Annotated in this window: 19 protein-coding genes; 11 read left to right on the forward strand and 8 right to left on the reverse strand. The window is 63.3% G+C overall.

Annotated features, from left to right (window positions below; genetic code table 11):
- The first annotated feature begins 53 nt into the window (after positions 1-53).
- Positions 54-815: a GNAT family N-acetyltransferase gene (locus tag O3297_RS03555; protein WP_034786047.1), complete on the forward strand. Its 762-nt coding sequence runs from the start codon at positions 54-56 to the stop codon at positions 813-815.
- On the opposite strand, the gene O3297_RS03560 is transcribed toward O3297_RS03555, so the two are convergent.
- The 3 genes from O3297_RS03560 to O3297_RS03570 form a co-directional block, all read right to left on the reverse strand.
- On the reverse strand, positions 748-6,213 hold the full coding sequence (locus tag O3297_RS03560; RefSeq protein WP_305047773.1) for a CHAT domain-containing protein: 5,466 nt from the start codon (positions 6,211-6,213) through the stop codon (positions 748-750). The genes O3297_RS03555 and O3297_RS03560 overlap by 68 nt on opposite strands.
- Positions 6,214-6,503: 290 nt before the next feature.
- On the reverse strand, positions 6,504-6,791 hold the full coding sequence (locus O3297_RS03565; protein WP_034786045.1) for a hypothetical protein: 288 nt from the start codon (positions 6,789-6,791) through the stop codon (positions 6,504-6,506).
- A 181-nt stretch (positions 6,792-6,972) separates the two neighbouring features.
- Positions 6,973-7,665: an ABC transporter ATP-binding protein gene (locus tag O3297_RS03570; protein WP_034786044.1), complete on the reverse strand. Its 693-nt coding sequence runs from the start codon at positions 7,663-7,665 to the stop codon at positions 6,973-6,975.
- Positions 7,666-7,989: 324 nt separating this feature from the next.
- Here O3297_RS03570 and egtD point away from each other — a divergent pair, with 324 nt between their 5' ends.
- Positions 7,990-8,982 carry an L-histidine N(alpha)-methyltransferase gene (egtD, locus tag O3297_RS03575; RefSeq protein ID WP_305047774.1) on the forward strand — a complete coding sequence of 331 codons (993 nt, stop codon included), beginning with the start codon at positions 7,990-7,992 and terminating at the stop codon, positions 8,980-8,982.
- A gap of 11 nt (positions 8,983-8,993) precedes the next feature.
- On the forward strand, positions 8,994-10,235 hold the full coding sequence (gene egtB / locus O3297_RS03580) for an ergothioneine biosynthesis protein EgtB (RefSeq protein WP_305047775.1): 1,242 nt from the start codon (positions 8,994-8,996) through the stop codon (positions 10,233-10,235).
- Position 10,236: 1 nt separating this feature from the next.
- Here egtB and O3297_RS03585 read toward each other — a convergent pair whose 3' ends face one another.
- The 4 genes from O3297_RS03585 to O3297_RS03600 form a co-directional block, all read right to left on the reverse strand.
- Positions 10,237-11,841 carry a methyl-accepting chemotaxis protein gene (locus tag O3297_RS03585; RefSeq protein WP_305047776.1) on the reverse strand — a complete coding sequence of 535 codons (1,605 nt, stop codon included), beginning with the start codon at positions 11,839-11,841 and terminating at the stop codon, positions 10,237-10,239.
- 169 nt (positions 11,842-12,010) lie between these two features.
- Complete coding sequence (gene leuA / locus O3297_RS03590; protein ID WP_034786041.1) at positions 12,011-13,717, reverse strand: 2-isopropylmalate synthase; 1,707 nt, start codon at positions 13,715-13,717, stop codon at positions 12,011-12,013.
- 364 nt (positions 13,718-14,081) lie between these two features.
- Positions 14,082-14,369: a barstar family protein gene (locus O3297_RS03595; RefSeq protein WP_305047777.1), complete on the reverse strand. Its 288-nt coding sequence runs from the start codon at positions 14,367-14,369 to the stop codon at positions 14,082-14,084.
- Positions 14,366-15,025 (reverse strand): hypothetical protein, encoded by a 660-nt coding sequence (locus O3297_RS03600; RefSeq protein ID WP_305047778.1) that lies wholly within the window; start codon positions 15,023-15,025, stop codon positions 14,366-14,368. Before O3297_RS03600 ends, O3297_RS03595 begins: the two co-directional genes overlap by 4 nt.
- Positions 15,026-15,203: 178 nt before the next feature.
- Between O3297_RS03600 and O3297_RS03605 the strand changes: the two genes are divergently transcribed.
- The 6 genes from O3297_RS03605 to O3297_RS03630 all read left to right on the forward strand — a co-directional run bounded on the left by O3297_RS03605 (position 15,204) and on the right by O3297_RS03630 (position 22,368).
- Positions 15,204-16,115, forward strand: coding sequence for a patatin-like phospholipase family protein (locus tag O3297_RS03605; RefSeq protein WP_230522079.1), 912 nt, complete (start codon positions 15,204-15,206; stop codon positions 16,113-16,115).
- A gap of 59 nt (positions 16,116-16,174) precedes the next feature.
- Complete coding sequence (locus O3297_RS03610; protein ID WP_034786036.1) at positions 16,175-16,582, forward strand: heme-binding protein; 408 nt, start codon at positions 16,175-16,177, stop codon at positions 16,580-16,582.
- Between the two features lie 295 nt (positions 16,583-16,877).
- Positions 16,878-18,056, forward strand: coding sequence for a glutamine-hydrolyzing carbamoyl-phosphate synthase small subunit (gene carA, locus O3297_RS03615; protein ID WP_092610630.1), 1,179 nt, complete (start codon positions 16,878-16,880; stop codon positions 18,054-18,056).
- Positions 18,049-21,279 (forward strand): carbamoyl-phosphate synthase large subunit, encoded by a 3,231-nt coding sequence (gene carB, locus O3297_RS03620; protein ID WP_034786033.1) that lies wholly within the window; start codon positions 18,049-18,051, stop codon positions 21,277-21,279. The genes carA and carB overlap by 8 nt, the downstream gene beginning before the upstream one ends.
- A 163-nt stretch (positions 21,280-21,442) precedes the next feature.
- Positions 21,443-21,919 (forward strand): transcription elongation factor GreA, encoded by a 477-nt coding sequence (greA, locus tag O3297_RS03625; protein WP_034757428.1) that lies wholly within the window; start codon positions 21,443-21,445, stop codon positions 21,917-21,919.
- Positions 21,919-22,368, forward strand: a complete 450-nt coding sequence (locus O3297_RS03630; RefSeq protein WP_305047779.1) for a DUF4149 domain-containing protein — start codon at positions 21,919-21,921, stop codon at positions 22,366-22,368. The genes greA and O3297_RS03630 overlap by 1 nt, the downstream gene beginning before the upstream one ends.
- Positions 22,369-22,579: 211 nt before the next feature.
- On the opposite strand, the gene O3297_RS03635 is transcribed toward O3297_RS03630, so the two are convergent.
- Entirely contained in the window at positions 22,580-23,050 is a 471-nt protein-coding gene (locus O3297_RS03635; RefSeq protein ID WP_010397237.1) for a YhbY family RNA-binding protein, read from the reverse strand.
- 42 nt (positions 23,051-23,092) lie between these two features.
- Between O3297_RS03635 and O3297_RS03640 the strand changes: the two genes are divergently transcribed.
- Positions 23,093-23,776 carry an RlmE family RNA methyltransferase gene (locus O3297_RS03640; protein WP_034757436.1) on the forward strand — a complete coding sequence of 228 codons (684 nt, stop codon included), beginning with the start codon at positions 23,093-23,095 and terminating at the stop codon, positions 23,774-23,776.
- A gap of 202 nt (positions 23,777-23,978) precedes the next feature.
- Positions 23,979-25,862 carry an ATP-dependent zinc metalloprotease FtsH gene (gene ftsH, locus O3297_RS03645; RefSeq protein ID WP_034786027.1) on the forward strand — a complete coding sequence of 628 codons (1,884 nt, stop codon included), beginning with the start codon at positions 23,979-23,981 and terminating at the stop codon, positions 25,860-25,862.
- Positions 25,863-25,941 lie beyond the last annotated feature (79 nt).

Here is a 25,941-nt window from a genome sequence, read left to right on the forward strand (position 1 = left end):
TGACATATTAGACAAGTACGCTGGAGTCGTCTTGATCACAGGGGGATGAAACCATGCAGAACATAATCGCATCAAACGAAGCCAAGGCCCGGCCGGTCCAACTGGTGCTGAGCCAGGCCACGACAGCGGCGGAAGTGCGCGAAGTCCAGCGTTTGCGCTACAAGGTGTTTATCGAAACCATGGGATTGACGTCGCTGGCCAATGCCGATGGCCTCGACAGCGATGAATTCGACGCGCACTGCGACCACCTGATCGTGCGCGACGCCGATACCCTGAAAGTGGTGGGCACCTACCGCGTGCTGAGCGCGGCCAAGGCGGCCAAGATCGGCCGGCTGTATTCGGAAAACGAGTTCGACCTGAGCCGCCTGAAGAACCTGCGCGGACGCATGGTCGAAGCGGGCCGCGCCTGCATCCACCCGAAATACCGGGGCGGCAGCGTGATCATGCTGCTGTGGTCCGGTCTGGCCGAATACATGCGCCGCGAGCGCTGCGACTACCTGGTCGGCTGCGCCAGCATCAGCCTGGCCGATGGCGGCCATAACGCCGTCGCCGTGTACCAGGCGCTGGCCGAAAAGCACATGGCCCCAAGCGAGTACCGCGTCACGCCGCACCTGCCTTTCCCCATCCACCAGGTGGAAGCGGCGCACAAGCCGCAGGTGCCGCCGCTGATCAAGGGCTACCTGCGTTCGGGCGCCTGGATTTGCGGCGAACCGGCCTGGGACCCTGATTTCGAAAGCGCCGACATGTTCATGATGATGCCGCTGGCGAATCTGGACGAGCGCTATGCGCGCCATTATGGCGTGGTGCCTGGCTAAGGGCGGGAAGCGAGGACTGCAGCTGGCCGGCCAGCGCCTGCACGGCGCTGCGCAAGCCGGTGTCCGCGCTGTCGGGTGGCAGCAGTTCGAGCAGGAAGCGCAGCGGCGCCGTGATCGCTTCGGGTTCGCCGATGCTGCCGTGGCGCCGCACGGCGTCGTGATATAGCGCCAGGAAGGCGGCGCGCGCGGGCGCGTCGAAAGGCTGGCCGTCCGGCACCTGCCACAGGGCCGCCAGCAGGGCGGCGCGCACGGGGGCGCCGGCATCGATGGCGCGGTGTTCGTCCGCGTGGCGCTGGCCCGCATAGGCGATGGCGTCGTGCAGCAAGTCGCCCAGCTGCGGATCGAGCGCGCGCCACGCGCTGTCGTCGGCATGGGCTTTCAGGAGCAGGGCGCCCGCCAGCACCTGGAAAATGAGGTCGCAGTCGGCCACGCCGCTGCGCCGCCGCGCTTCTTCCAGCGCGGCCAGGCAGGCATCCGTCATGTCGCGCAGGGCCGGCGCGCCGGAGCTTCCTGCGCCGCAGGCCAGGCGCGCCTGCAAGGCCCAGTAGCGTCCCAGCAGCGCCAGGCGCTGCGCCGTGGGCGCCAGCGCCACCAGCAGGTCGATATGCTGTTTTCCGTCCTGCAGCAACTGCCGGCCCTGTGGCATATCCGGCACGGCAGGCACTTCGATGCCGGCGCCCGCATCGAGGCCGCACAGGGCGGCGCCCTGGCGTATCTCCAGTTCCGCCCAGTGCGCCAGCGCGCGCAAGCCCACCTTGCCGTCGGCCGCGCTGTGCGCCGCCCGGTAGTGTTCGATGGCGCGCAGGGTGTTTTCCAGGCCACCGAGGCCGGCCCGCGTGGCGGCCATGTTTTCGCGGATGTCGGCGCAACCGAAGAAGCGCGCGCGCACGGCTTCCTCGATGCTGCCCAGCTTTTCCTCGATGGCCGCGCGGCGCGCAGGATCGGCGCCCGCCAGGCGCGCGTGCAGGGTTTCCAGGTCGGCCAGCAGGTGGCCGTGGTAGTGGTAGTCGGGCGCTTGCCAGGGCCGGCTCTGGGTGTTCGGAAAGCGGTAGCGGTCGTCGCCATACGCCTGGTAGGCGCCCCAGGTGTTCGAGGCCGGGAACTGCAGGTACGCCGCTTCGCGCGCCAGGCGCACGGCGTCGCCGAAGTATTCGCCGCTCAGCATGGCGTGATAAAAGCTGTGCGCGAAGATGCTGGCCGCCTGGTCGTCGATGCGCCAGCCGGCCGCGATCACCGCCTGCGAACCCATTTCAATGAAGGCCGTGGCCAGGCTGGCGGCCAGTTTCGACCATGGCGCGATGGCGTCGGGGCGCATGTCGCCCAGGTGGCAGCAATTGATGAAGACGAATTGCGGCACGCGTTTGAGCTTGCCCACCTGCGCCGCCGTCAGCCGCGTCTTCGGCCCCAGCACCAGGCCCGTATGGGCGATGCCGGGGCCGGCCACTTCGCCGTGGCCGGCCAGGTGAATGGCGAAATAGCGCTCGTCGAACAGATGCACCAGCACGCGCTGGGCCTGCGGGCGCAGCAGCTCGCGCACCTGGTAGCCGTACGCGCCGAACATGCGCGCCACGTCCTGCGCCTCGGCCTGCGCGGCGGGCAGCTCGGGCAGGCCGGAATCGGTATCGCCGATCACCAGCACGCTGTTGCTGGGCGGGCTGACGGCGGACGGCTGCTCGCGCAGGCTGGCCAGCTGGCGCACCATGCCGATGCGCGTCGACAGCGGGCTTTCCTCGCTGCCCGCCTCGTCGCGCATCAGCTCCCACGGATAGATGGCGGCGCTCTGGTCGACTGCTAGGATCAGGCCGCGCATCTCGGGGATGGCCGCCTTCAGGCCATTGGGCAGCATCAGTTCGTACAGGGCGCGCGACAGGCCCGGCTGGTCGGTGGTGTTGTCGGTGGCGTCCATGATCAGGCCATCGACGGCTTGCCGCTGGTTCGGCTCCTCGTCGACGCTGTTGTGGGCGCGGTCCGTCAGCACGGTGAAGCGCAGGGCGCCGGAGAGATCCGCGGCGACGATCTGCACGCGGCGCCAGCCATTGTCGCCGCTCAGGCTGGGCAGGATGCGCCTGTAGCCGCCCGGGCTGTGGCGGATGCGCTGTTCGAAGGTGAAGCTGCCCTGGTAGCGCGCCTCGGCCATGATCTGCTCGATGGCCATGGCGGCGGCGATGGCGCGCGCCTCCGACTGTTCGTAGATGGCGATATGGCCGATGCGGCAAGCCATGCCCGCGTCTTCCAGGCGCCGGTTGGCGCTGCGCGCGCCATCGAGCAGGGCCCGGGCGCACAGGGCGATGCTCAAGCCGCCATAGCCGGAACCGGACAGCAGGCTGGCCACGCGCAAGCCGTGTTCGCCCATCGGCGGCGCGGCTACATGGCCGGCGGCGCGCACCTGCAGGCAGACGCACGCGTATTCGAGCAGGCCGCCGGCAAAGGCGCGCGCCAGTTCGCCCGGCGTCAGTTCCCCCAGCGCGCCCAGGCCGATGACGATGGCGCCGCCGGGCCGGCGCGCCGCATCGGGCTGCAGCACCACCAGGGCGGAGTCGGGGCGCTGCGGAAAGCGCCCCAGCGCGTGGATTTCCTGCAGCTTGCCGGCCAGCAGGCGGTCCAGGAAGCTCATGCTGCCGCGCAGCGATTCGGACGCGTAGCAACCGCTCATGACGGGTGCGTCGGCCGAGGCCATGCTGCCGTGGATGACGGATAGGCTCAGCTGCGGCGCGCGGTTTTCCGGCGCGCTGGCGGGGCCGGCGGCGCCGATGGCCGCGTCGAGCAATTCCTGCGGCTGCGGGTACAGCGGCGTAGCGTCGGGCACATACGGATGGAAGCGGGGCGGGACGCCGCCAGGCGCATGCGGCGGGTGCCGCGGCAGGGAGGTCCCCTGGCCGCTGTCGAGCAGCTGCGCGATGGCCGGGTAGTAGTCCTTTTGCAGCAGCAGGTCGCCATGCGCCACCGGCAGGTAGCAGGCCGCCACGCCGTCCGGCACCGCGCCTTGCCAAGCCGTGCGGCCATCGCCGTCCGGCGACCAGGCGGTCTCGATGCCGCCGTCGCGCAGGCGCAGCGCCACCGGCGTGTCGGCGCAGCCGGCCAGGTAGCTGCAATGGCGGGCGTCGAGCGGGGCCGCTTGCAGCAGGGCCACGGTGGCGCGCGCCGCGGCCAGCGCCTGGGCCTCGGGCGCCTGCCAGCCGCCGGGCAGGCCCGCTTGCCCGTCGCCGGCGGCCAGCCGCGCCCAGGCGGCGGCGTCGAAATAGTCGATGCCGCCCCCCGCCTGCGGCCACGGCAGCATCTCCAGCACGCCGGGAAAGGCGCGCACGAAGCCGAGAAACTGGCGCCGCGTGTGCTTCCAGCCTATCCAGCACGCCAGCATCTGCACCAGCCGGTCGCGCCCCAGCAGCACTTGCACCATCGCCTGCGTGCCACGGTTGGCCGTGCCCACCTGCAGCAGGCGGCTGCCGGGCAGGGCGCCAAAGCGCTGCCAGCGGTCTTTCAGGGCCAGGCGCGCCACCAGCCCGCCCATGCCGTGGGCCACGATGCGCAGCGGCTGGCCGCGCTGTTCGGCGTCGCCCATGGCCTCGTCGAGCACGGGCAGGAAGGCGCCGCCGGAATATTGCAGCGAGAGGCGCCAGTCATAGGCAAAGGGCCGCACTTCCTGGCTTTGCGCGAGGAAGCGGGCAAACGGTTCATAGCAGGATTCGATCCAGCCGGCGCTGACGATGTGCGGCTGGCCCACAGCCAGGCGTTCGATGCGCCCTTCGACCAGGTTGACGGGGTCGAACCAGATGCGGTTGCTGCCCACTTGCAGGTGGCTGCCCAGCATGTCGGGCAGCAGCAGCACGATGGGCGCGTGCGCGCGCCGTTTCGGCACTTCGCCGCCGCGCCCCAGCGCGCCATGTTCCATGCCGGCCAGCGGCTGGTAGCCGGTTTCGTCGCCCGTGAGCGCCTGCACGGTGGCCAGGCTGGACGGCGCGCGCGCGAAGTAGTTCAGGTGGTGCGTCTGCGGCCCGCGCAGCAGCAGTTGCCGCACCGGCGTGCTGCGTGTGGCGCCGCCGGCCATCGAGGCGCAATTGACCACCAGGTCGTTCTGCCCGCCGTACAGCTGTTCGCCCAGGCAGTCGCCCAGCCAGCCCAGCAAGCCATCGCCGCTGCAGGCGCCGGCCAGCACATGCAGCGGGCTGGCCACGCGCACGTCGGGCGCGTTGAGCAGCGCCACCAGGGGCGAGTCGGGCATCATCGCTTCCAGGCCAGGCAGGATGCGCGCGTCGCAGCGCTGCTGCACCACGGCCAGCAGGAATGCCACGGCGCCATCGGGAACGTCGTCCTGCAGCAGCAGGTTGAACATCACGCTGGCCCAGCGGTCCAGCCGGCCCGACATCAAGGTGGTGCCGCGCGCCGGGCAGGCCACGCGCACGAAGCGGGCGATGCGGATGGCGCGTTTCTTCAGTTCCACGCTCAGTTCGCGCAGGCGCGCCGCATCCTCGTCGTAGCCGCTGCGGCCGCCCAGCCGTGCCTGCGCCGTGAAGTGGTCGATATCGTGGCTGTTGAACGCTTCGCCCCCCACCGTGTTTTCGCTCAGCCGCTCCAGGCCGTCGCCGGCCAGATCGACGGCGCCGCGGCTGTCGATGCGCTGCGCCCGCGCCAGCAATTCACCCACCAGGCCGCCGCGCGAATGGGCCAGCAGGTGCAGCACGGCGCCGTGCGGCAACTGGCGCACGAGGGCCAGCGCATTCTGGATGGGGCTGTCGCTGAGGCTGCGGTGCTCAAAGCCATAGATGCGGTTGCCGTACTGCGCCGCCAGTTGCGGCGCCAGGCCGTTGCGCCACAGGCCGCCAAAGCTGCGCTGGGTCGATGAGGCCGTGCCGTGCAACAGCAGCAGCACCGGTTCCGGTCCGGCGGGCAGGCTGGCGACGGCCGTCATGTTGCCGGCCTCGATGCCGCAGCGGTACAGGCCCAGGCGCTGTTCCAGCTGGCGGTCCTGGAAGGCGCCCGCCGCCGCCAGCGCCGTCATGGCGGCGCCGCCGCAGCGGTACACGCGCACGGCCCGCAGCATCCAGGCGCCTAGGCCGTCGCGGCTGGCGCCGGGCGGCTGGCGCGCCGCCTGCGGACGCAAGGCCAGCCCCACTTCGATGCTGGCGGGCGCGCCGTCGCGCGCCGCCGTGGCCGGTCCCAGGTAGCGTGGCAGGTCCAGGCTGCCTGCCAGCAGCGAACTGCCGTCGCACAGCAGCAGTTGCACCACGTCGGACGGGCCGATATCGAGGGCGATGCGGCAGCTGCCGATGCCGCGCGCGCTGGATAGCACATGGGTCTGGCCATGCCAGCCGGGCGCGGCGGGGCAGTCGCCGGCATTGGCGAGGGGATCGCGCGTGAGCGTCAGGCGCAGCACGGGCGGCGCAAGAGGATCGCTGGACATGCGGTTGGGATCGCTGGTTAAAAGCTGACCTTGATGCCTGCGCGGACTATGCGTGTTGTGTCAGATCAAGAGTGAGTGGAAATGCTGGCTGGCGGGGCAATGCAGAGTGAAGGCGGGGAGGGTGTGGAACTGGGGCGGGAGGGCAGAGAAACGGTCAGCATGGTTTGGGCTGGGTCTCTTCGCTATCGTGCTCGGATGTTGTGCGGTGAGCGAACTGCGCGAATTTCATGGCAAAAGTTCATGGCGCCGGGAACCTGGGTGCCTGGCATGGCATTACAACAGCGGTTATATCAATGGACTGGCGTGGCGGACAGTTCCTTCAGTTCGCGGATGGTGATGTCCGATTTTTCATGCATGCGCAATAAAATCGTTGCACCGACCGACAGTTTGCCGTGACGAATCTTGCTGATGATGGGGGGCTGGACTTCCAGTACACGGCACAGTTCCGCATCATTTTTCAGGTTCATCTTCTCGATCAGGGTATCGAGCAGCTTGTTGGGCACAAAACTCGATGGTTCGAGCGCACGCGCCCGGTTCATCGCCTCAATCATTTCCAGCTTCTTTTGCCGAACGTTCATTTACTCCTCCTTCAGGTTATGCAAGGGACGAGACCACTTTGACGCGGTCCCGGCTATAGTTCGTCATCGCAGTACGGCTGTCTGGGTGACGTAGTACAACATTCGCGTTACAACATTGATAACCAGGCAAGTGTTTAAATAATACTACGATAACAAAACTTGTGACAGATGGTCAGTTAAATTAACTGATTGTTTGATCAGTTTGGTTGACGATTGTTGTATTTTGTAGTCCGCTTTTCGTCAGAATCATGGTCCTGTCCGCCATTTCGGCGGCGGCCAGCGAATGCGTGACCATGATCGCGCAACTGCCGTTGGCCTTGATTTCGGCGCGCAGCAATTGCAGGATGCTGTGCGCCGTGTCCGGGTCGAGGTTGCCGGTGGGCTCGTCGGCCAGCACCAGTGCCGGCTTGTGGACGAGTGCGCGGGCAATGGCCACGCGCTGCATTTCGCCGCCGGACAATTGCTGCGGAAAGTCGCCGCCGCGCCCGCCCAGGCCGACCGCCTCGAGCATGCTGGCGGCACGCTCCTGGGGCAATCCGTTGAGCAGCAGCGGCAGGGCCACGTTTTGCAGCAGGGTCAGGTGCGGCAAGACGTGGAAGGCCTGGAAAATAAAGCCCATGCGGGCGCGACGCAGCCGGGTGGCGGCGGCGTCATCGAGGCTGGACATGGCAATGCCGTCCACCAGGATAGGGTGCGCTTCGGCACCCGCGTCGGGCGTATCGAGGCCGGCGATCAGGTTCAGCAAGGTCGACTTGCCCACGCCCGAGTCACCCATGATGGCGATGAATTCCCCGGCCTTGAAGCGGCAGGAAATGTTGGCCAGCACGGGACGGGCATTGGCATAGGACTTCGACAGATGGCGCAATTCGAGCATGGTGTTAACGGCTATCGTAAAGGGAGGCACGCGGGGGAGAGGGGGGCCTGGGAACTGCAAAGGGGCGCGGATTGTTTGGCCGGCAATGTGTAGTATACGACAGGCTTATGCTTTTTGCTTGGTAATACCACTTTTGTGTGGTTCCTGCGGCAGACGGCGCGCATCGACCTTAAGTTACCTGCCGCACGGCTGGCTTGCGCGGATTCCGCTATGATGAGAAAAAGTCATCGGCAGAGGCGCCCGCAAACCGCTGCGGCAGGGGCGGTGCGCCCGGTGGCTGACCGTGCAAGCCCTTCGTGAACCTAACATTGACGACGCCAGCCCATGACCATGCCACTTGTGCAACAGCAGTCCGATTTCCGTCCCGCCAGCCACGCCAGCGCGGCCAGCGCCACTCCTGCCACGATAGCCGAGATCAGCAGCGGCCTGCTGGCGCGCGATGCCTGGACGTCGCCCAAGTACCTGTACGACGCGCTTGGCTCCAAACTGTTCGAAGCCATCTGCGCCTTGCCCGAGTACTACCCGACGCGCACGGAAGCGGCCATCTTCGCCCGCCATGGCGCCGAGATCGCCCACGTCGTGGGGCCGGGCAGCACCCTGATCGACCTGGGCGCGGGCAATTGCGCCAAGGCCGCCAGCCTGTTCCCCCTGCTGCACCCGGCCCAGTACGTGGCCGTGGATATTTCCTACGATTTCCTCAGCGAATCGCTGAGCCGGCTGCAGCAGCGCTTTCCGCACATCGAGATGACGGGCCTGGGCCTGGATTTTTCCAGCCGCCTGGATTTGCCCGACAGCGTGCGCGAGGCACGGCGATTGTTCTTCTATGCCGGCTCGTCGATCGGTAATTTTGCGCCCGAGCAAGCAACCGCCTTTTTGCGCCGCCTGCGCGCGAATGCGGACGGCGATGGCGGCCTGATGATCGGCGTCGACCTGATCAAGGACGACGCCATCCTCGACGCCGCCTATGACGATGCGCTGGGCGTCACGGCCGCCTTCAACCTGAACATGCTGCGCCACGTGAACGGGCTGATCGGCGCCGACTTCGACGTGCGCGCGTGGCAGCACCACGGCTTTTTCAATGCCGACGAGCACCGCGTCGAAATGCACCTGGAAGCGCGCAGCGAGCAGTTTGTCCATTGGAAAGGCGGCCAGCGGCGTTTCGCGAAAGGCGAGCGTATCCATACTGAAGACAGCTATAAGTACACGCGCGCGGCCTTTGTCGGCTTGCTGGAACAGGCCGGGTTTTCCACCGTGCAAGTCTGGACGGATCCGCAACAGTGGTTTGCCGTGATTTATGCGCGGGTCATCCGGGACTAAGAAGGGAACAGATGCTGATCGATCATTACCATCAAGTGCGCCAGCATTCTCTGCGGCTGGCCGAGCCCCTGTCCGACGAGGATTGCGGCGCCCAGTCGATGCTGGACGCCAGTCCCGTGAAATGGCACCTCGCGCATACCACCTGGTTTTTCGAAACGTTTATTCTGGAAAGCATGGAAGCGGCGTTCGCGCCATTCCACCCGGCCTTTCGCGTGCTGTTCAATTCCTATTACAACGGCGTGGGCGAGAAGCACCCGCGCGCCCAGCGTGGCTTGCTGACGCGCCCCGGCATGGACGTCGTGCGCGCCTACCGGATGGATGTCGATGCGCGCATCGGCCGCCTGCTGGCGGGCGAACTGGCGCGCGAGGAGCGCGAACGGCTGACCATGCTGCTGGCGCTGGGGCTCGAACACGAGCAGCAGCACCAGGAATTGCTGTTGACGGACGTCAAGCACCTGCTGGCGCAGAGCGCCCTGTTTCCTGCCTACCTGGATCGCATGGATAGCGCGGCGCCATCAGCGCAGCAAGCCGCGCAGCCCACGGCCTGGCTCGCCTTCGACGGCGGCCTGGCGCAGATCGGCCATGCGGGCGACGGTTTTTGCTTTGACAATGAATTGCCGCGCCATCCGCAATACGTGGCGCCGTTCGAACTGGCCAGCGCGCTGGTGACGAATGGCGAGTACCTGGCCTTCATCGAGGCGGGCGGCTACCGCACGGCGCATTGGTGGCTGGCCGAAGGCTGGGACTGGGTGCGCAGCGGGCAGCTGGAATGCCCGTTGTACTGGCAGCGCGACGAGGCGGGGCAATGGCAGGAATTCACTCTATATGGTTTGCATCGGCTCGACCTGCAGGCGCCGGCCACGCATCTGTCCCTGTTCGAGGCGGACGCCTATGCGCACTGGGCCGGCGCGCGCCTGCCGACGGAAGCGGAATGGGAAGTGGCGGCGCAAGGCGTCGCGCTGCAAGTTGGCCAGCTGCATCCGGCCGCCGGCGCACCGGGAACAGGGCTGCGGCAAATGTTCGGCCATTGCTGGCAGTGGACCAGCAGCAGCTACGCGCCGTATCCGGGCTACCGCACGGCGCCCGGGGCGCTCGGCGAATACAACGGCAAGTTCATGCTGAACCAGTATGTGCTGCGCGGCTCGTCGTGCGCCACGCCGGCCGGCCATGCGCGCGCCAGCTACCGCAATTTCTTCCCGGCCGGCGCGCGCTGGCAATTTTCCGGCATCCGCCTGGCGCGCCAGGTGGAATAACTTAGTGCAGGCGCGGGACGGCGGCTGCGTCAGGGCGGGGCGGCGCCTTGGCGGCAGTGTTCTGTTCCAGCTTGAACTGGCTGACGAGGGTTTCCAGTTCGCCCGCCTGTTCATGCATGGCCGCCGCCGCCGCGGCCGCTTCCTCGACGAGGGCCGCGTTTTGCTGCGTCGTCTGGTCCATCTGCATGATGGCCGCATTGATTTGCTCGATGCCTTCGCTCTGCTCGTGGTTGGCAACGCTGATTTCACCGACGATGGCGCTGACCCGGCCCACGCTGGCCACTACTTCATCCATCGTGGCGCCCGCCTGGCTGACCAGTTGCGCACCCTGGCCGACCCTGTTGACGGAGTCGGCGATCAGTTCCTTGATTTCCTTCGCCGCCGCCGCCGAGCGTTGTGCCAGGTTGCGCACTTCGGACGCCACCACGGCAAAGCCGCGGCCTTGCTCACCTGCGCGCGCCGCTTCCACCGCCGCGTTCAGTGCCAGGATATTCGTCTGGAAGGCGATGCCGTCGATGACGGCGATGATGTCGACGATCTTGCGCGACGATGCATTGATGGCATCCATGGTGCCGATCACTTCCGCCATGGCCGAGCCGCCGCGCTGGGCGATGGCCGATGCCGAGCGGGCTAGGCTGTCGGCCTGGCGTGCATTGTCGCTGTTGCTGCGCACGGTGCCCGTCAGTTCGATCATCGACGAGGCCGTCTCTTCCAGCGCGCTGGCTTGCGCTTCCGTGCGGGCCGACAGGTCGGCATTGCCGCTGGCGATCTGGCTCGACGCCACGGCTATCGTGCCCGTGCCGCCGCGCACCTGCCCCACCAGGGTGGCCAGGTTGGCGTTCATGTCGCGCAACGCCTGCAGCAGCTGGCCCGCTTCATCCTTGCCTTCGGCCACGATTTTGCTGCTCAGGTCGCCTGCGGCCACGGCTTGCGCCACGCGCAAGGCATAGGCGATGGGCGTGGTGATCGAGCGCGTGACGCGCCAGGCAAAGAGCACGCCCAGCAGCAGGGCGGCCGTGCCCAGGCTGGCCATCAGCACATTCGCTGCGGAAATATTCTGCTTGATTTGCTGGCCGCCATGCACGACCACCCCGCGCTGGATTTCATTCAGGCGGTTCACCGTCTTTTGCAACTGGTTCAGGGCGGGCAGGGTGTCGTCGCGCACATGCACGGCCGCTTCCGCGCGCTGTCCCGCCACCAGCAGCTTGTCGGCCTGGCTGAACGACACGACATAGGCCTTGCGCTGCTGCTTCAGGGTGGCCAGCAATTCCTTGCCTTCAGGCAGCACGATCAGGCGGTCGAGCACGACCAGCGCATCGGTGATGGTGGCCTTGTTGGCATCGATTTCGCCGTGGATGGCGTTGGCGCGGGCCGGATCTTCATGGATGAACAGTTCCAGCACCAGTGCCGCGTTCGAACGCGTGGTGCTGCGGATGGTGGCGATGGCGTCGGCCTTGGCCCAGTCTTTCTCGATGATGGCTTCGCTAAGCGCGCCGATCTTGTCGAGCCGGAAAAGGCCCGTGCCTACCAGCACTGCCATCAGTAGCAGCACCACGCCAAAACCGGCGCCCAGGCGCACGCCTATCTTCATATCCGTCAATTTCATACTGATTCCCTCGGTAGCTAATGATCTGTCTCCGGTGGTCTTGTTATGCAACGATTATACGGTTGGTGATACCTGATTTGCACTACTAATTGCCCAATAGAAATGAAAAGGCGGCACGGCGATCAAGCCGTACCGCTTTTTCTCCCTATGAGGGATGCCCTGGCCGTGCTCAGGCGGCGTTGGCAGCCACGTCGGCCTCTGTTGTTTTTTCGGCGTCCGTCTGCTTGATGCGGCGGTTCACGGCCGACAAGACAGCCTTGAACGAGGCGGTGACGATATTGCTGTCGATGGCGGCGCCGAACAGGGTAGGGCCATTGTCGAGGCGCAACTCCACGTAGCAAGCCGCTTGCGCGTTGGCGCCGGAGCCGATCGAGTGCTCATGGTAGTCCATCAGCTTGATGTCGAGACCGAGGGCGTTGACGAAGGCATCGATGGGGCCGTTGCCGCCGCCTTGCAGGGCCAATGGCGTCTGGCGGTGCGACAGGCTGATGTCGATCTGCACGGATTCGTCGCTGCTCGTGTCTTCCACCATGCGGTGCGAAGCGTAGGCGTATGGCGCCGTCTGCTCCAGATATTCCTTCTGGAAGATTTCATGGATATCCTGCGCGGCGATTTCGCGGCCCGTGGCGTCGGCCACGGCTTGCACGGCGCGCGAGAATTCGATCTGCAGGCGGCGCGGCAAGACCAGGCCGTATTCCTGTTCCAGCAAGTACGCCATGCCGCCCTTGCCGGACTGGCTGTTGACGCGGATCACGGCGTCATAGCTGCGGCCCAGGTCGGCCGGGTCGATCGGCAAGTACGGCACTTCCCAGATGCTGTCCGGTTGTTGCTTGGCGAAACCTTTCTTGATTGCATCCTGGTGCGAGCCGGAGAATGCCGTAAACACCAGGTCGCCCGCATACGGGTGGCGCGGGTGGACGGGCAGCTGGTTGCACTCTTCCACGCACTTGCGCACGGTATCGATGTCGGAGAAATCGAGGCCCGGATGCACGCCCTGCGTGTACAGGTTCATCGCCAAAGTCACCAGGTCGACGTTGCCCGTGCGCTCGCCATTGCCGAACAAGCAGCCTTCCACGCGGTCGGCGCCCGCCATCACGGCCAGCTCGGCCGACGCGACGGCCGTGCCGCGGTCGTTATGCGGATGCACGCTGATGATGATGGAATCGCGGCGCGCCAGTTTGCGCGACATCCATTCGATCTGGTCCGCGTACACGTTGGGCGTGCTGCATTCCACGGTCGATGGCAGGTTGATGATCATCTTGTTGGCCGGCGTCGGCTTCCAGATGGCGCTGACGGCGTCGCAGATATGCTTGGAGAAATCGAGTTCCGTGGTGGAAAACGATTCCGGTGTGTATTCGAAACCCCATTCCGTTTCCGGATGCTGCGCCACCAGCTGTTTTACCAGGGTGGTACCGGTGGTGGCGATATTCGTGATTTCCTCGCGCGACATGCCGAACACGACTTTGCGGAACACGGGCGCCACGGAGTTGTACAGGTGGACGATGGCGCGCTTGGCGCCGACGACGGATTCCACCGTGCGGCGTATCAATTCTTCGCGCGACTGGGTCAGCACGATGATGGTGACGTCGTCCGGGATGCGGCCCTCATCGACGAGCTTGCGCACGAAATCGAAATCCGTTTGTGATGCCGATGGGAAGCCCACCTCGATTTCCTTGAGGCCGATGGCGATCAGCATCTCGAAGAACCGCAGCTTCTTTTCCGCGCTCATCGGCTCGATCAGCGACTGGTTGCCGTCGCGCAAGTCGGTGCTCATCCAGATAGGCGGTTTGCTGATGATCTGGTTCGGCCATTGACGGTCGGTCAATTTGACGGGAGGAAAGGCGCGGTATTTGGAAGCTGGGTTTTGCAACATCATGATCGGGTACTCCTGAAGATAGGGGGAAATCAATGGTTGTGGCGCAAGCTTGCCGGGCGGCCACGCAACACTAGGCCAGGCAAGCGATCGGTAGCGATAGCAGTGCAGCGACGATGCCAGCGGGGGCGGTCGCAGGGGGAACTACGTGTACGAATGGGGATGGTGCAAACATCATCAAACCTTCCAGGGTTTTTGAAACACGCCGGCGTGTGGCCAGGCGAAGCAATGCGGCAAACTTATGCGCGTGCTAGGTGTAGTCGCGATAGCGACAGCAGGGAAGGGGATGGATGTTTGAAGGAGGACATGCACTTAATGTAAGGGAGGTTGGGGCGGGCTGTCAAGCGTTTCCTGGCGTCACGTTGTGTCAAGCGTAATGCACTTGCGCGGCCAGGTCCGGCATTTCCTGCGCCATGCGCGCCAGGATGCGCTGCAGGATGGCCGCATCGTGCGGCAGCCGTGCGGCGAAGGCTCGCCAGCCGCGCAGCTCCAGTTGTTGCGGCATGTCCACCAGGCCCGTGACGGCATCCCAGAACGCATCCCAGTTCATGCCGTAGAAGGAAGGAAAACCCAGCGCGGCGGCCAGCGCCGCATGCAGCTGGCGCGGCGAATTGATATCGCTCAAGTCGATCGTGACAAGGGCTTGCCTGCTCACAGTATTCCCTTGAGCAAGTTCTGCAGGTTTTGCCGCATGCCGGCGGCCACCGTTTCGTGCTGCGCCAGGATGGCGGGCGCATCCTTGAACGGCGCCGGGTCCAGATACAGGCGCGGCAAGTCGGCCACGGCCACGCCGCGTGGGCCGCCGCGCAGGATGTCATCCGCATGCTGCTGGATCGAGTTGACGGCCGCCTGGATGCGCGGCGTCGCGGAGGCGGCCAGGCAGGCGGCCAGCGCGGCGTCGAGGTCGGCGCGCGCGGGCGCCTGCGGCAGCACGGGGGCGGCGATCTGTTCCAGCGGCGACATGTTGACGGCCGGCTTGCGGTAGGCGAGCAGGGTATCAAGCGCCATCAGCCGGTGCGCGCCGCCGCGCTGCAGCCAGTCCAGGATGCGTGGCCACGGCGTGCCCAGCAGCGCTGCCGCCACGCCCCATTGTCCCGCCACGGGCGAGCCGACATTGGTCTCGATCCAGGCGAGGGCGGCCGGATTGCCTGTGTAGGCCAGCAAGATGGCGTTCGACGAGCGCAGCGCGGGTGCCTGCGTGGCGAGGATGGCGGTCAGCCAGGCGAGGGCGCCATCGGGCTGCTGCTGCGATAGCTGTTGCGTAAATGGTTCGCTCAGGGCGCGGCTGTCGGCAAATTGGTGTTCTGACATATTGATTGGAGGAAAGTAAAAACCAGGCGCCAGTCTAGCAGTGGTCCGCTGGATGAGGCGGCGCGCACGAACATTGCCAGCATAAACATTTAAGACAGCCTTCAGTGCAGGCAGCCCCGCTTGCGCTACAATCGGCTCTCCTTTATTGCCACTGCCGCGCGCGGTTCCCCCTCTCCACATGTTCCCTAAACGCCTGACCCTGCTTGCCCTGGCCGCCTTTGCGCTGGCCGGCTGCGATACCACCGCCCCGAAACCCGTTCAAGTATTGACGCCACCCGAACCCATCGTCGTCACGCCGCGCAAGATCAAGATCGGCCTGGCGCTGGGCGGTGGCGCGGCGCGCGGTTTCGCGCATATCGGCGTGATCAAGGCGCTCGAATCGCAGGGCATCAACGCCGACATCGTCACCGGCACCAGCGCCGGCAGCGTGGTGGGCGCCATGTATGCGGCAGGCAATTCCGGCTTTGCCCTGCAAAAGATGGCGTTCGACATGGACGAGGCGGCCATTTCCGACTGGGCCTTGCCCCTGTTCGGCAAGTCGTCCGGCGTGCTGAAAGGCGAAGCGCTGCAAAGCTATGTCAACAAGGCCGTGGGCGGCGTGCCGCTGGAAAAGCTGAAGATTCCCTTCGGCGTGGTGGCGACCGATTTGAAAAATGGCCAGCCGATCCTGTTCCAGCGCGGTAACACCGGCATGGCCGTGCGCGCCTCGTCGGCCGTGCCCGGCGTGTTCCAGCCTGTGACGATTGCCGGCCACACCTATGTCGATGGCGGCCTCGTCGCTCCCGTACCCGTGCGCTTTGCGCGCGACATGGGCGCCGATTTCATCATCGCCGTGAATATTTCGTCGCAAACGGATACCCAGAAGGCCATCAGCTCGATGGAAGTGCTGATGCAGACCTTCGCCATCATGGGCCAGCGCATCAACCAGTTCGAGCTCAAGGATGCGGACGTGGTGATCCAGCCCAGCCTGGGCACCATGAAGGGCAACGATTTCAACAGCCGCAACCAGGCGATCCTGGCGGGCGAGCAGGCGACCTTTGCCGTCATGGCGCAGCTCAAGCAAAAGCTGAAAGCCAAGCGCGAGCAGTAGGGGGTAGCGCCGTCGCGCATTTCGTATACAATTTTGATTCAACATAACAAGGATGCACCATGCAATCGAAACCGATTTTGACCCTGGATGACGTAAAGAAAATCGCTGCCGCCGCCGAAGCGGAAGCGGTCAAGAATAACTGGGCGGTCACGATCGCCATCGTCGACGACGGCGGCCACCTGCTGTGGCTGCAGCGCATGGATGGCGTGGCGCCGATCTCGTCGCACATTGCCCCATCGAAAGCCAAGACGGCCGCGCTGGGCCGCCGCGAATCGCGCATCTATGAAGAGATGATCAATGGCGGCCGCGTGTCGTTCCTGAGCGCACCGGAAATCGACGGCTTGCTCGAAGGCGGCGTGCCCATCGTGTTCGACGGTCACTACGTGGGCGCCGTCGGCGTCTCGGGCGTGAAGTCGGCGGAAGATGCGCAAATCGCCAAAGCAGGCATTGCTGCGCTCACCGCCTAAGTAGTAGCCGCAATTGTAGAACAAGCCGCCCCGCGCAAGCCGGGCGGCTTTTTTCATGGGGCGCAGTTTTTATGTTGCCATGCAAAAAAATGCCGCCGATTCTGAATTTTCTTCCTTGTGGAAAAGCTTCCTTTTGGTTATAATTCAAAGGTTTAGCCAATCACACATATACCGTAGCGACTACCCATCCCCTCATTCAAAATGACCGTTGAAACACCCTGAGTGCATCTGGCTCGGGTAATTAGGCGGTCGGTCTGACGTGGCGCAGCTACGGTAACTTTATCAGGAGTTGCCCTTGCCGCCATTTTTTTCTGGCCCTGCCGTTCCAGCCATATTAGCGCTTGCTGATGGAACGATCTTTAAAGGTTTTTCGATCGGTGCCGCCGGTCATACCACGGGCGAGGTTGTTTTCAATACCTCCATGACCGGGTATCAGGAAATCCTTACCGACCCAAGCTATTGCCGCCAGATGGTCACCCTGACCTATCCGCATATCGGCAATACGGGCGTCAATCCGGAAGACGTCGAATCTTCCAAGGTACACGCCGCTGGCCTCATCATCCGCGATCTGCCTTTGCTGGCATCCAATTTCCGTTCCACCCTTTCCCTGTCCGACTACCTCAAAGCTGAAAATATCGTCGCCATCGCCGGCATCGATACACGCAAGCTCACGCGCATCCTGCGTGAAAAAGGTGCGCAGGGCGGCGCCATCCTCGTCGGCACGCAAGGCAACGAGCCATCCGCCGCGCAAGCGCTGGAACTGGCCCGCTCCTTCCCCGGCCTGGCCGGCATGGACCTGGCCAAGGTGGTGTCGAGCAAGGACGCCTACGAATACCGCGAAACGGAATGGACGCTCGGTGAAGGCTATGGCCAGCTGGCCGATGCCGACGCGAAATACCACGTAGTCGCCTTCGACTACGGCGTCAAGCGCAACATCCTGCGCATGCTGACGGCACGCGGCTGCAAAGTCACCGTGCTGCCCGCGCAAGCGACGGCCGCCGACGCCCTGGCGCTGAATCCGGACGGCATCTTCCTGTCGAACGGTCCCGGCGATCCGGAGCCGTGCGACTACGCCATCGCGGCAACCAAGGAACTGATCGAAAAGGGCATCCCGACCTTCGGCATCTGCCTCGGTCACCAGATCATGGCGATCGCTTCCGGCGCGAAAACCTTGAAGATGAAGTTCGGCCACCACGGCGCCAACCACCCGGTGCAGGACCTGGAAACGAAACAGGTCTTGATCACTTCGCAAAACCACGGTTTCGCCGTCGACGCGGCAACCTTGCCCGCGAATTGCCGCGTGACCCATGAATCGCTGTTCGACGGCTCCCTGCAGGGCTTTGCCCGCACGGACAAGCCGGCCTTCTGCTTCCAGGGCCACCCTGAAGCGTCGCCGGGCCCGATGGATGTTGCTTACCTGTTTGACCGCTTCATCAACTTGATGGCTGCGGAGGAGAAAAAGAAAAATGCCTAAACGTTTAGATATTAAAAGTATTCTGATTATTGGCGCTGGCCCGATCGTGATCGGCCAGGCCTGCGAATTCGATTATTCCGGCGCGCAAGCGTGCAAGGCCCTGCGCGAAGAGGGCTACAAAGTCATCCTGGTCAACAGCAATCCTGCGACCATCATGACGGATCCGGAAATGGCCGACGTGACCTATATCGAACCGATCACCTGGTCGGTCGTTGAACGCATCATCGCCAAGGAGCGTCCTGACGCGATCCTGCCGACGATGGGCGGCCAGACGGCGCTGAACTGCGCGCTGGACCTGTTCAACAATGGCGTGCTGGCAAAATACAACGTCGAACTGATCGGCGCATCGCCGGAAGCCATCGACAAGGCGGAAGACCGTTCCAAGTTCAAGGACGCGATGACCAAGATCGGCCTCGGTTCGGCACGCTCCGGCGTGGCGCACTCGATGGAAGAATCGTGGGCCGTGCAGCGCACGCTGGGCTTCCCGACCATCATCCGTCCATCGTTCACCATGGGCGGTTCCGGCGGCGGCATCGCCTACAACGAAGAAGAATTCGAAACCATCTGCAAGCGCGGCCTGGAAGCGTCGCCGACGAAAGAGTTGCTGATCGAAGAATCGTTGCTGGGCTGGAAAGAGTACGAGATGGAAGTGGTGCGCGACAAGGCGGACAACTGCATCATCATCTGCTCGATCGAAAACCTCGACCCGATGGGCGTGCACACGGGCGACTCCATCACGGTGGCGCCAGCGCAAACGCTGACGGACAAGGAATACCAGATCATGCGCAATGCCTCCTTGGCAGTGCTGCGCGAGATCGGCGTCGACACCGGCGGCTCGAACGTGCAATTCTCGATCAACCCCGTCGATGGCCGCATGATCGTCATCGAGATGAACCCGCGCGTATCGCGTTCGTCGGCCCTGGCATCGAAAGCGACTGGTTTCCCGATTGCCAAGATCGCCGCCAAGCTGGCCGTCGGTTTCACCCTGGACGAGCTGCGCAATGAAATCACGGGCGGCGCCACGCCGGCATCGTTCGAGCCGTCGATCGATTACGTCGTCACGAAGATTCCCCGTTTCACGTTCGAGAAATTCCCGACCGCCGACCACCACCTGACGACGCAGATGAAATCCGTCGGCGAAGTGATGGCCATCGGCCGTACCTTCCAGGAATCGTTCCAGAAAGCCTTGCGCGGCCTGGAAGTGGGCGTGGATGGCATGAATGAAAAGACCAAGGACCGCGAAAAGATCGAAGAAGAGCTGGGCGAGCCTGGTCCTGAGCGCATCTGGTACGTGGGCGACGCGTTTGCCCAGGGTTTCACCCTGGAAGAAGTGCACCAACTCACCAAGATCGACCCATGGTTCCTGATCCAGATCAAGGAAATCGTCGACCTGGAACTGTGGCTGGACACGCAGAAGCTGGAAAACCTGGACAAGAACACCCTGTACAAGTTGAAACAGAAGGGCTTCTCGGACCGCCGCCTGGGCTTCCTGCTGCAGACGACCGACACGGCCGTGCGCCAGCAGCGCCATGCGCTGAATATCCGTCCCGTCTACAAGCGCGTCGACACCTGCGCAGCGGAATTTTCGACCGACACGGCGTACATGTATTCCACGTACGACGAAGAGTGCGAATCGAATCCGACCGACAAGAAAAAGATCATGGTGCTGGGCGGTGGCCCGAACCGTATCGGCCAGGGTATCGAGTTTGACTATTGCTGCGTCCACGCGGCCCTCGCCATGCGCGAAGACGGCTACGAAACCATCATGGTCAATTGCAACCCAGAAACGGTTTCAACCGACTACGATACCTCGGACCGCCTGTATTTCGAATCCTTGACCCTGGAAGACGTGCTGGAAATCGTCGCCATCGAAAAACCGGTAGGCGTGATCGTGCAGTACGGCGGCCAGACGCCATTGAAACTGGCGCTGGACCTGGAAGCGAATGGCGTGCCTATCATCGGCACGTCGCCCGACATGATCGATGCGGCCGAAGACCGCGAGCGTTTCCAGCAAATGCTGCACAAGCTGGAACTGCGCCAGCCGCCTAACCGCACCGCGCGCACGGAAGCCGACGCCCTGGCGCTGGCACAGGAAATCGGCTACCCGCTGGTCGTGCGTCCTTCGTACGTGCTGGGCGGCCGCGCCATGGAAATCGTCCACGAGCAACGCGACCTCGAACGCTACATGCGCGAAGCCGTCAAGGTCTCGCACGATTCGCCGGTGCTGCTGGACCGCTTCCTGAACGACGCCATCGAGTGCGACGTCGATTGCATCTCCGACGGCGAAACGACGTTCATCGGCGGCGTGATGGAGCACATCGAACAGGCTGGCGTCCACTCGGGCGACTCGGCTTGCTCGTTGCCACCATATTCGCTGGCGCCGGAAACCATTGAAGAACTGAAGCGCCAGACGGCGCTGATGGCCAAGGGCTTGAACGTGGTCGGCCTGATGAACGTGCAGTTCGCGATCCAGAAGCAAGAGATCGACGGCGAAATGAAAGACGTCGTCTTCGTGCTGGAAGTCAATCCACGCGCTTCACGCACCGTGCCTTTCGTCTCGAAAGCCACCGGTCTGCAACTGGCGAAGATCGCCGCGCGCTGCATGGTGGGCCAGTCGCTGGCGTCGCAAGGCATCACGCAGGAAGTCGTGCCGCCGTACTTCAGCGTCAAGGAAGCTGTGTTCCCGTTCGTCAAGTTCCCTGGCGTAGACACCATCCTGGGCCCTGAAATGAAATCGACGGGCGAAGTCATGGGCGTGGGCCTGACGTTCGGCGAAGCGTTTGTGAAATCGCAACTGGGCGCCGGCGTGAACCTGCCAAAATCGGGCAAGGTCTTCATCAGCGTGAAAGCGTCGGACAAGCCGCGCGCCGTGCAAGTGGCGCGTGACTTGGTCGAGTCCGGCTTCACCGTGGTCGCCACCAAGGGTACCGCCGCCGTGATCGCTGCTGCCGGCATCGCCGTCACGCCAGTGAACAAGGTGATCGAAGGTCGTCCGCACGTGGTCGACATGATCAAGAACCATGAAATCGTGCTGGTGATCAACACCGTGGAAGAAAAGCGCAGCGCCATCGTCGATTCGCGGGCCATCCGCACGTCGGCCCTGGCGTCGCGCGTGACGACCTACACCACTATCGCGGGCGCGGAAGCGGCCGTCGAAGGCATCCGCCACCTGGATGAGCTGCGTGTGTACGATTTGCAAGGCCTGCACAAGACCTTGAACTAAGTGCGTTTGCAGTGGCCGCCGTTAGGCGGTACACTGCATGCTTATCAACCACAGAGTTCCGTGCAGAGCAGCGCGCGGCCTCTGTGGTTTTCACTTGGTAAGTCCGTTAACCGTGGCAAAACACGGACAACGGCGCCGATAACTAGCAGATAGTAGAGATAACATGACCTCAGTCCCATTGACCAAATACGGCGCAGAACTCTTGAAAGAAGAGCTGCATCATTTGAAGACCAAGGAACGCCGCATCGTCATCGATGCGATCGCCGAAGCGCGTTCGCACGGAGATTTGTCGGAAAACGCCGAGTACGATGCCGCCAAGGAACGCCAGGCCTTCGTCGAAGGCCGCATCGCCGAACTCGAAGGCAAGCTGGGTGCAGCGCAAATCATCGACCCGACCGCGCTCGACGCGGAAGGCCGCGTGGTGTTTGCCTCGACCGTGAACCTGGAAGACCTGGAATCGGGCCAGAAAGTCACGTACCAGATCGTCGGCCTCGATGAAGCCGACCTGAAAATGAACAAGGTTTCCGTGACGTCCCCGATCGCCCGCGCGCTGATCGGCAAGTACGCCGGCGACGTGGTGGAAGTGCAGGCGCCGTCCGGCCCGCGCGAATACGAAATCCTGGAAGTACTGTACATCTGATGCTGGGCCGCGTGCGCATCCTCGTTGCCACCCTGTGGGCCGGCAGCCTGTGGACCATCGGCTTCATCGTGGCGCCGACCCTGTTTGGCACCCTGAGCGACCGCGTACTGGCAGGCAATATTGCCGGCAGCATGTTCCGCGCCGAGGCCTGGCTGTCCATCGCCTGTGCGCTGGTGCTGCTGGCCTTGCTGCAATGGGCTCCCGGCGCGCTGGAACTGAAGCGCCGGCGCCTGCTGGGCGCGCTGGTGCTGTCGATGCTGGTGTGCGCATTGCTCAGCCATTTCGGCATTTCGCCCCTGATGGCTGAACTCAAGGCGCAGGCGCAGGGTTCCTCCGGCATCATGGACGAGGCCATGCGCAGCCGCTTCGGCATGCTGCATGGCGTGTCGACCGTGATCTTTGCCGTGCAGAGCTTGCTGGCGGGCGTGCTGATCTGGAAGCAGCAGTAATCGCCTCGGGTGTTGTTGGATTACGCGCTGCGCGCTAATCCGACCTACATGACATACGTAGGTCGGATTAGCGAGGCCGCAGGCCACGCGTAATCCGACAATCGCCGGCGTGTGAATATCGTAATAGCAATAAAAAAGCGGAGCAGGGAATATCCCGTGCTCCGCTTCTTGTTTCAAGCCCGGCCGCCTTGCGGTTGCCGGGTGAACAGGCTTACTTGCTGCCCAGTGCGCTTTTCTTGGCGCTTTTCTGACGTGGCTTGGCACGCTTGATGGAACCGCCTTCGGTAACGCGCTCATTGCCCTTGATCATGACTTTCGTCACGCTCGGGCGCTTGGTGCCGCTGGCGCTGGCCTTGACGATGGTCACTTCGCGCATGCCTTTGCCGGCGCTGACCTTCTCCTTAACCACTTCTTTTTTCGGACGGTAGATTACCAGCAGTTTGCCAATATGTTGTACCGGGGCGGCGCCGAGATTGCCGCAAATCGTATCGTACATTCCGACGCGCGCTTCGCGGTCGTCGCCGAACACGCGGACTTTAATCAGGCCGTGCGAATCCAGGCCAAGGTCGATCTCTTTGAGGACAGCAGGTGTCAAGCCCGCTTCGCCAATAATGACGATAGGCTTCAGCGCGTGTGCTTCGGCGCGCAGTGCGCTGCGCTCTACGGGTGTAAGTTTTAGCATAATAATATTTAGTAATTCCCTTAAAAGCAGTATTCTACGCGAATGGCAAAGAAGAAATTAAACAAAAACTGGTTGCACGACCACATAAATGATCCTTATGTGAAGTTGGCGCAAAAAGAGGGCTACCGCGCCCGGGCAGCATACAAGCTCAAAGAAATCGATGAAGACGAGAAACTGATCAAACCTGGCCAGGTGATTGTCGACCTTGGTTGCACTCCTGGCAGCTGGGCCCAGTACACGCGGCGCAAGCTGGCCGGCAAGGACGGCGGCGGGGTCAATGGTACCCTGATTGGCCTGGACATGCTGGAAATGGAACCGATCGCCGATTTCCACTTCATCCAGGGCGACTTCCGCGAAGCGCGCGTGCTGCGCCAGCTGGAAGTGGTGTTGCAGGGCCGCAAGGTCGACCTGGTCCTGTCGGACATGGCGCCCAACCTGTCGGGCATCGCCACGGCGGATGCCGCGCGCATGGAGCACTTGATCGACCTGGCCATCGAATTTTCGCAATTGCACCTGAAGCCGTCTGGCGTGCTGCTGGTGAAATGCTTTAAAGACATGGGTTTCAGCCAGATCGTGGAGAAATTCCGTGCCGAATTCAAGGTCGTGGTGCAGAAAAAGCCCAAGGCCAGCCGCGATAAATCGTCGGAAATCTTCCTGATGGGCCGTGGAATCAAGAATCCGCTGAAAAATGCCGTGGAAGAAGATGATTCCGCCCTTGATATTTAAGCGGGAATCCGCACATGGGAACGAGAAGTGCAGTAGCGTCTGATGGCATAAAAGCCTAAATTGTTTATACTGCATTTTTTTGCGTGAACGCGATTTTTTCGCGCGCACGGATCGGCGGGCTTTGGCACGGCCCGCTTATTGCGAGTAAAATCGTGTTTCTAGCTATAGGTAAAGAGATGCGCACTGCATCCAAGGAGTCTTCGTGAATAACATGTTTTCCAAATCTGCCATCTGGGTAGTCGTATTGCTGCTGTTGTTCATGCTGTTCAAGCAATTCGACAGTCATGGCGCCACAGGCGGCAGCAAGGCCATCGCTTATTCCGATTTGCTGGATGAAGTCAAAGCCAAGCGCGTCAAGGATGTCGTGATCGAAGGTTCGTCGATCACCGCCAAGCTGATGGACGACACCAAGGTGCGTACCACCGCCACCAGCCTCGACAAGGGCCTGATCGGCGACCTGCGCGACAATGGCGTGCATTTCGATGTGCGTCCGCCCGAGGAAGCGTCCTTCCTGCAAACTATTTTTGTTTCCTGGTTCCCCATGCTGCTGTTGATCGGCGTCTGGGTCTTCTTCATGCGTCAGATGCAAGGCGGCGGCAAGGGCGGGGCATTCTCGTTCGGCAAGTCGAAGGCGCGCATGATGGATGAAGCCAGCAACACCGTCACCTTCGCCGATGTCGCCGGTTGCGACGAAGCGAAAGAAGAAGTCAACGAAGTGGTCGACTTCCTCAAGGATCCGAGCAAATTCCAGAAACTGGGCGGCCGCATTCCCCGCGGCGTGCTGATGGTCGGTCCTCCGGGCACGGGTAAAACCCTGCTGGCGCGCGCCATCGCCGGCGAAGCCAAGGTGCCGTTCTTCTCGATTTCCGGTTCCGACTTCGTGGAAATGTTCGTCGGCGTGGGCGCCAGCCGCGTGCGCGACATGTTTGAAAACGCGAAAAAGCATTCGCCGTGCATCATCTTCATCGACGAGATCGACGCTGTCGGTCGTCACCGCGGCGCCGGCATGGGCGGCGGCAATGACGAGCGCGAACAGACCTTGAACCAGTTGCTGGTCGAGATGGACGGTTTTGAAGCGAACTCCGGCGTGATCGTCGTGGCCGCCACCAACCGCGCCGACGTACTCGACAAAGCTCTGCTGCGTCCAGGCCGTTTCGACCGCCAGGTCTCCGTCGGCTTGCCCGATATCCGCGGCCGCGAGCAGATCTTGAACGTGCACATGCGCAAAGTACCTATCGGTACCGACGTGAAAGCCGATATCCTGGCCCGCGGTACCCCCGGTTTCTCGGGCGCGGACCTGGCCAACCTGGTCAACGAGGCAGCCCTGTTCGCCGCACGCCGCAGCAAGCGCCTGGTGGAAATGGCTGACTTCGAAGACGCGAAAGACAAGATCTACATGGGCCCTGAGCGTAAATCGATGATCATCCGCGAGGAAGAGCGTCGCAATACGGCTTACCATGAGTCCGGTCATGCCGTCGTTGCCAAGTTGCTGCCGAAGGCTGATCCCGTGCATAAAGTCACGATCATGCCGCGCGGCTGGGCCCTGGGCCTGACCTGGCAGCTGCCGGAACACGACAACTTGTCCGCCTACAAGGACAAGATGCTGGAAGAAATTTCCATCCTGTTCGGCGGCCGTATCGCCGAAGAGATTTTCGTGGGACAAATGTCCACTGGTGCGTCGAACGACTTCTCGCGTGCCACCAAGCTGGCCCGTTCCATGGTGACCCGCTTCGGCATGTCCGACAGCATGGGCGTGATGGTCTACGAAGACAGCGAAAACGAAGGTTTCTTCGGTGGCGCCACCAAGACGATCTCGGAAGCGACCCAGCAAAAGGTCGATGCTGAAATCCGCAACATTCTCGACAAGCAATATGCTTTGGCGCGCACCTTGCTGGAAAGCAACCGCGACAAGGTCGAAATGATGACCAAAGCTTTGCTGGAATGGGAAACCATTGATGCAGAGCAAATCAACGACATCATGGCCGGCCTGGAGCCGCGTCCACCGAAAGTCATCCCGCCACGCCGCAATGCGGGCGGTGACAGCGGCACGGGCGGCATCTCGCCAAACGTGACGGCACCAGCCTGATAACGGCCGCCCCGACCGGCGGCGCGCAATCAAAAGGGTAAGGAGCAATCCTTGCCCTTTTTCGTTGGCGCGCCAGATT

The organism is Janthinobacterium sp. SUN128, from assembly GCF_030587275.1.
GTDB classification, from domain to species: Bacteria; Pseudomonadota; Gammaproteobacteria; order Burkholderiales; family Burkholderiaceae_D; genus Janthinobacterium; species Janthinobacterium lividum.

Coding starts and splice junctions, on each gene's coding strand:
- O3297_RS03555 (WP_034786047.1), top strand. CDS start 54: ATGCAGAACATAATCGCATCAAACGAAGCCAAGGCCCGGCCGGTCCAA.
- O3297_RS03560 (WP_305047773.1), bottom strand. CDS start 6,213: ATGTCCAGCGATCCTCTTGCGCCGCCCGTGCTGCGCCTGACGCTCACG.
- O3297_RS03565 (WP_034786045.1), bottom strand. CDS start 6,791: ATGAACGTTCGGCAAAAGAAGCTGGAAATGATTGAGGCGATGAACCGG.
- O3297_RS03570 (WP_034786044.1), bottom strand. CDS start 7,665: ATGCTCGAATTGCGCCATCTGTCGAAGTCCTATGCCAATGCCCGTCCC.
- egtD (WP_305047774.1), top strand. CDS start 7,990: ATGACCATGCCACTTGTGCAACAGCAGTCCGATTTCCGTCCCGCCAGC.
- egtB (WP_305047775.1), top strand. CDS start 8,994: ATGCTGATCGATCATTACCATCAAGTGCGCCAGCATTCTCTGCGGCTG.
- O3297_RS03585 (WP_305047776.1), bottom strand. CDS start 11,841: ATGAAATTGACGGATATGAAGATAGGCGTGCGCCTGGGCGCCGGTTTT.
- leuA (WP_034786041.1), bottom strand. CDS start 13,717: ATGATGTTGCAAAACCCAGCTTCCAAATACCGCGCCTTTCCTCCCGTC.
- O3297_RS03600 (WP_305047778.1), bottom strand. CDS start 15,025: ATGTCAGAACACCAATTTGCCGACAGCCGCGCCCTGAGCGAACCATTT.
- O3297_RS03605 (WP_230522079.1), top strand. CDS start 15,204: ATGTTCCCTAAACGCCTGACCCTGCTTGCCCTGGCCGCCTTTGCGCTG.
- O3297_RS03610 (WP_034786036.1), top strand. CDS start 16,175: ATGCAATCGAAACCGATTTTGACCCTGGATGACGTAAAGAAAATCGCT.
- carB (WP_034786033.1), top strand. CDS start 18,049: ATGCCTAAACGTTTAGATATTAAAAGTATTCTGATTATTGGCGCTGGC.
- greA (WP_034757428.1), top strand. CDS start 21,443: ATGACCTCAGTCCCATTGACCAAATACGGCGCAGAACTCTTGAAAGAA.
- O3297_RS03630 (WP_305047779.1), top strand. CDS start 21,919: ATGCTGGGCCGCGTGCGCATCCTCGTTGCCACCCTGTGGGCCGGCAGC.
- O3297_RS03635 (WP_010397237.1), bottom strand. CDS start 23,050: ATGCTAAAACTTACACCCGTAGAGCGCAGCGCACTGCGCGCCGAAGCA.
- O3297_RS03640 (WP_034757436.1), top strand. CDS start 23,093: ATGGCAAAGAAGAAATTAAACAAAAACTGGTTGCACGACCACATAAAT.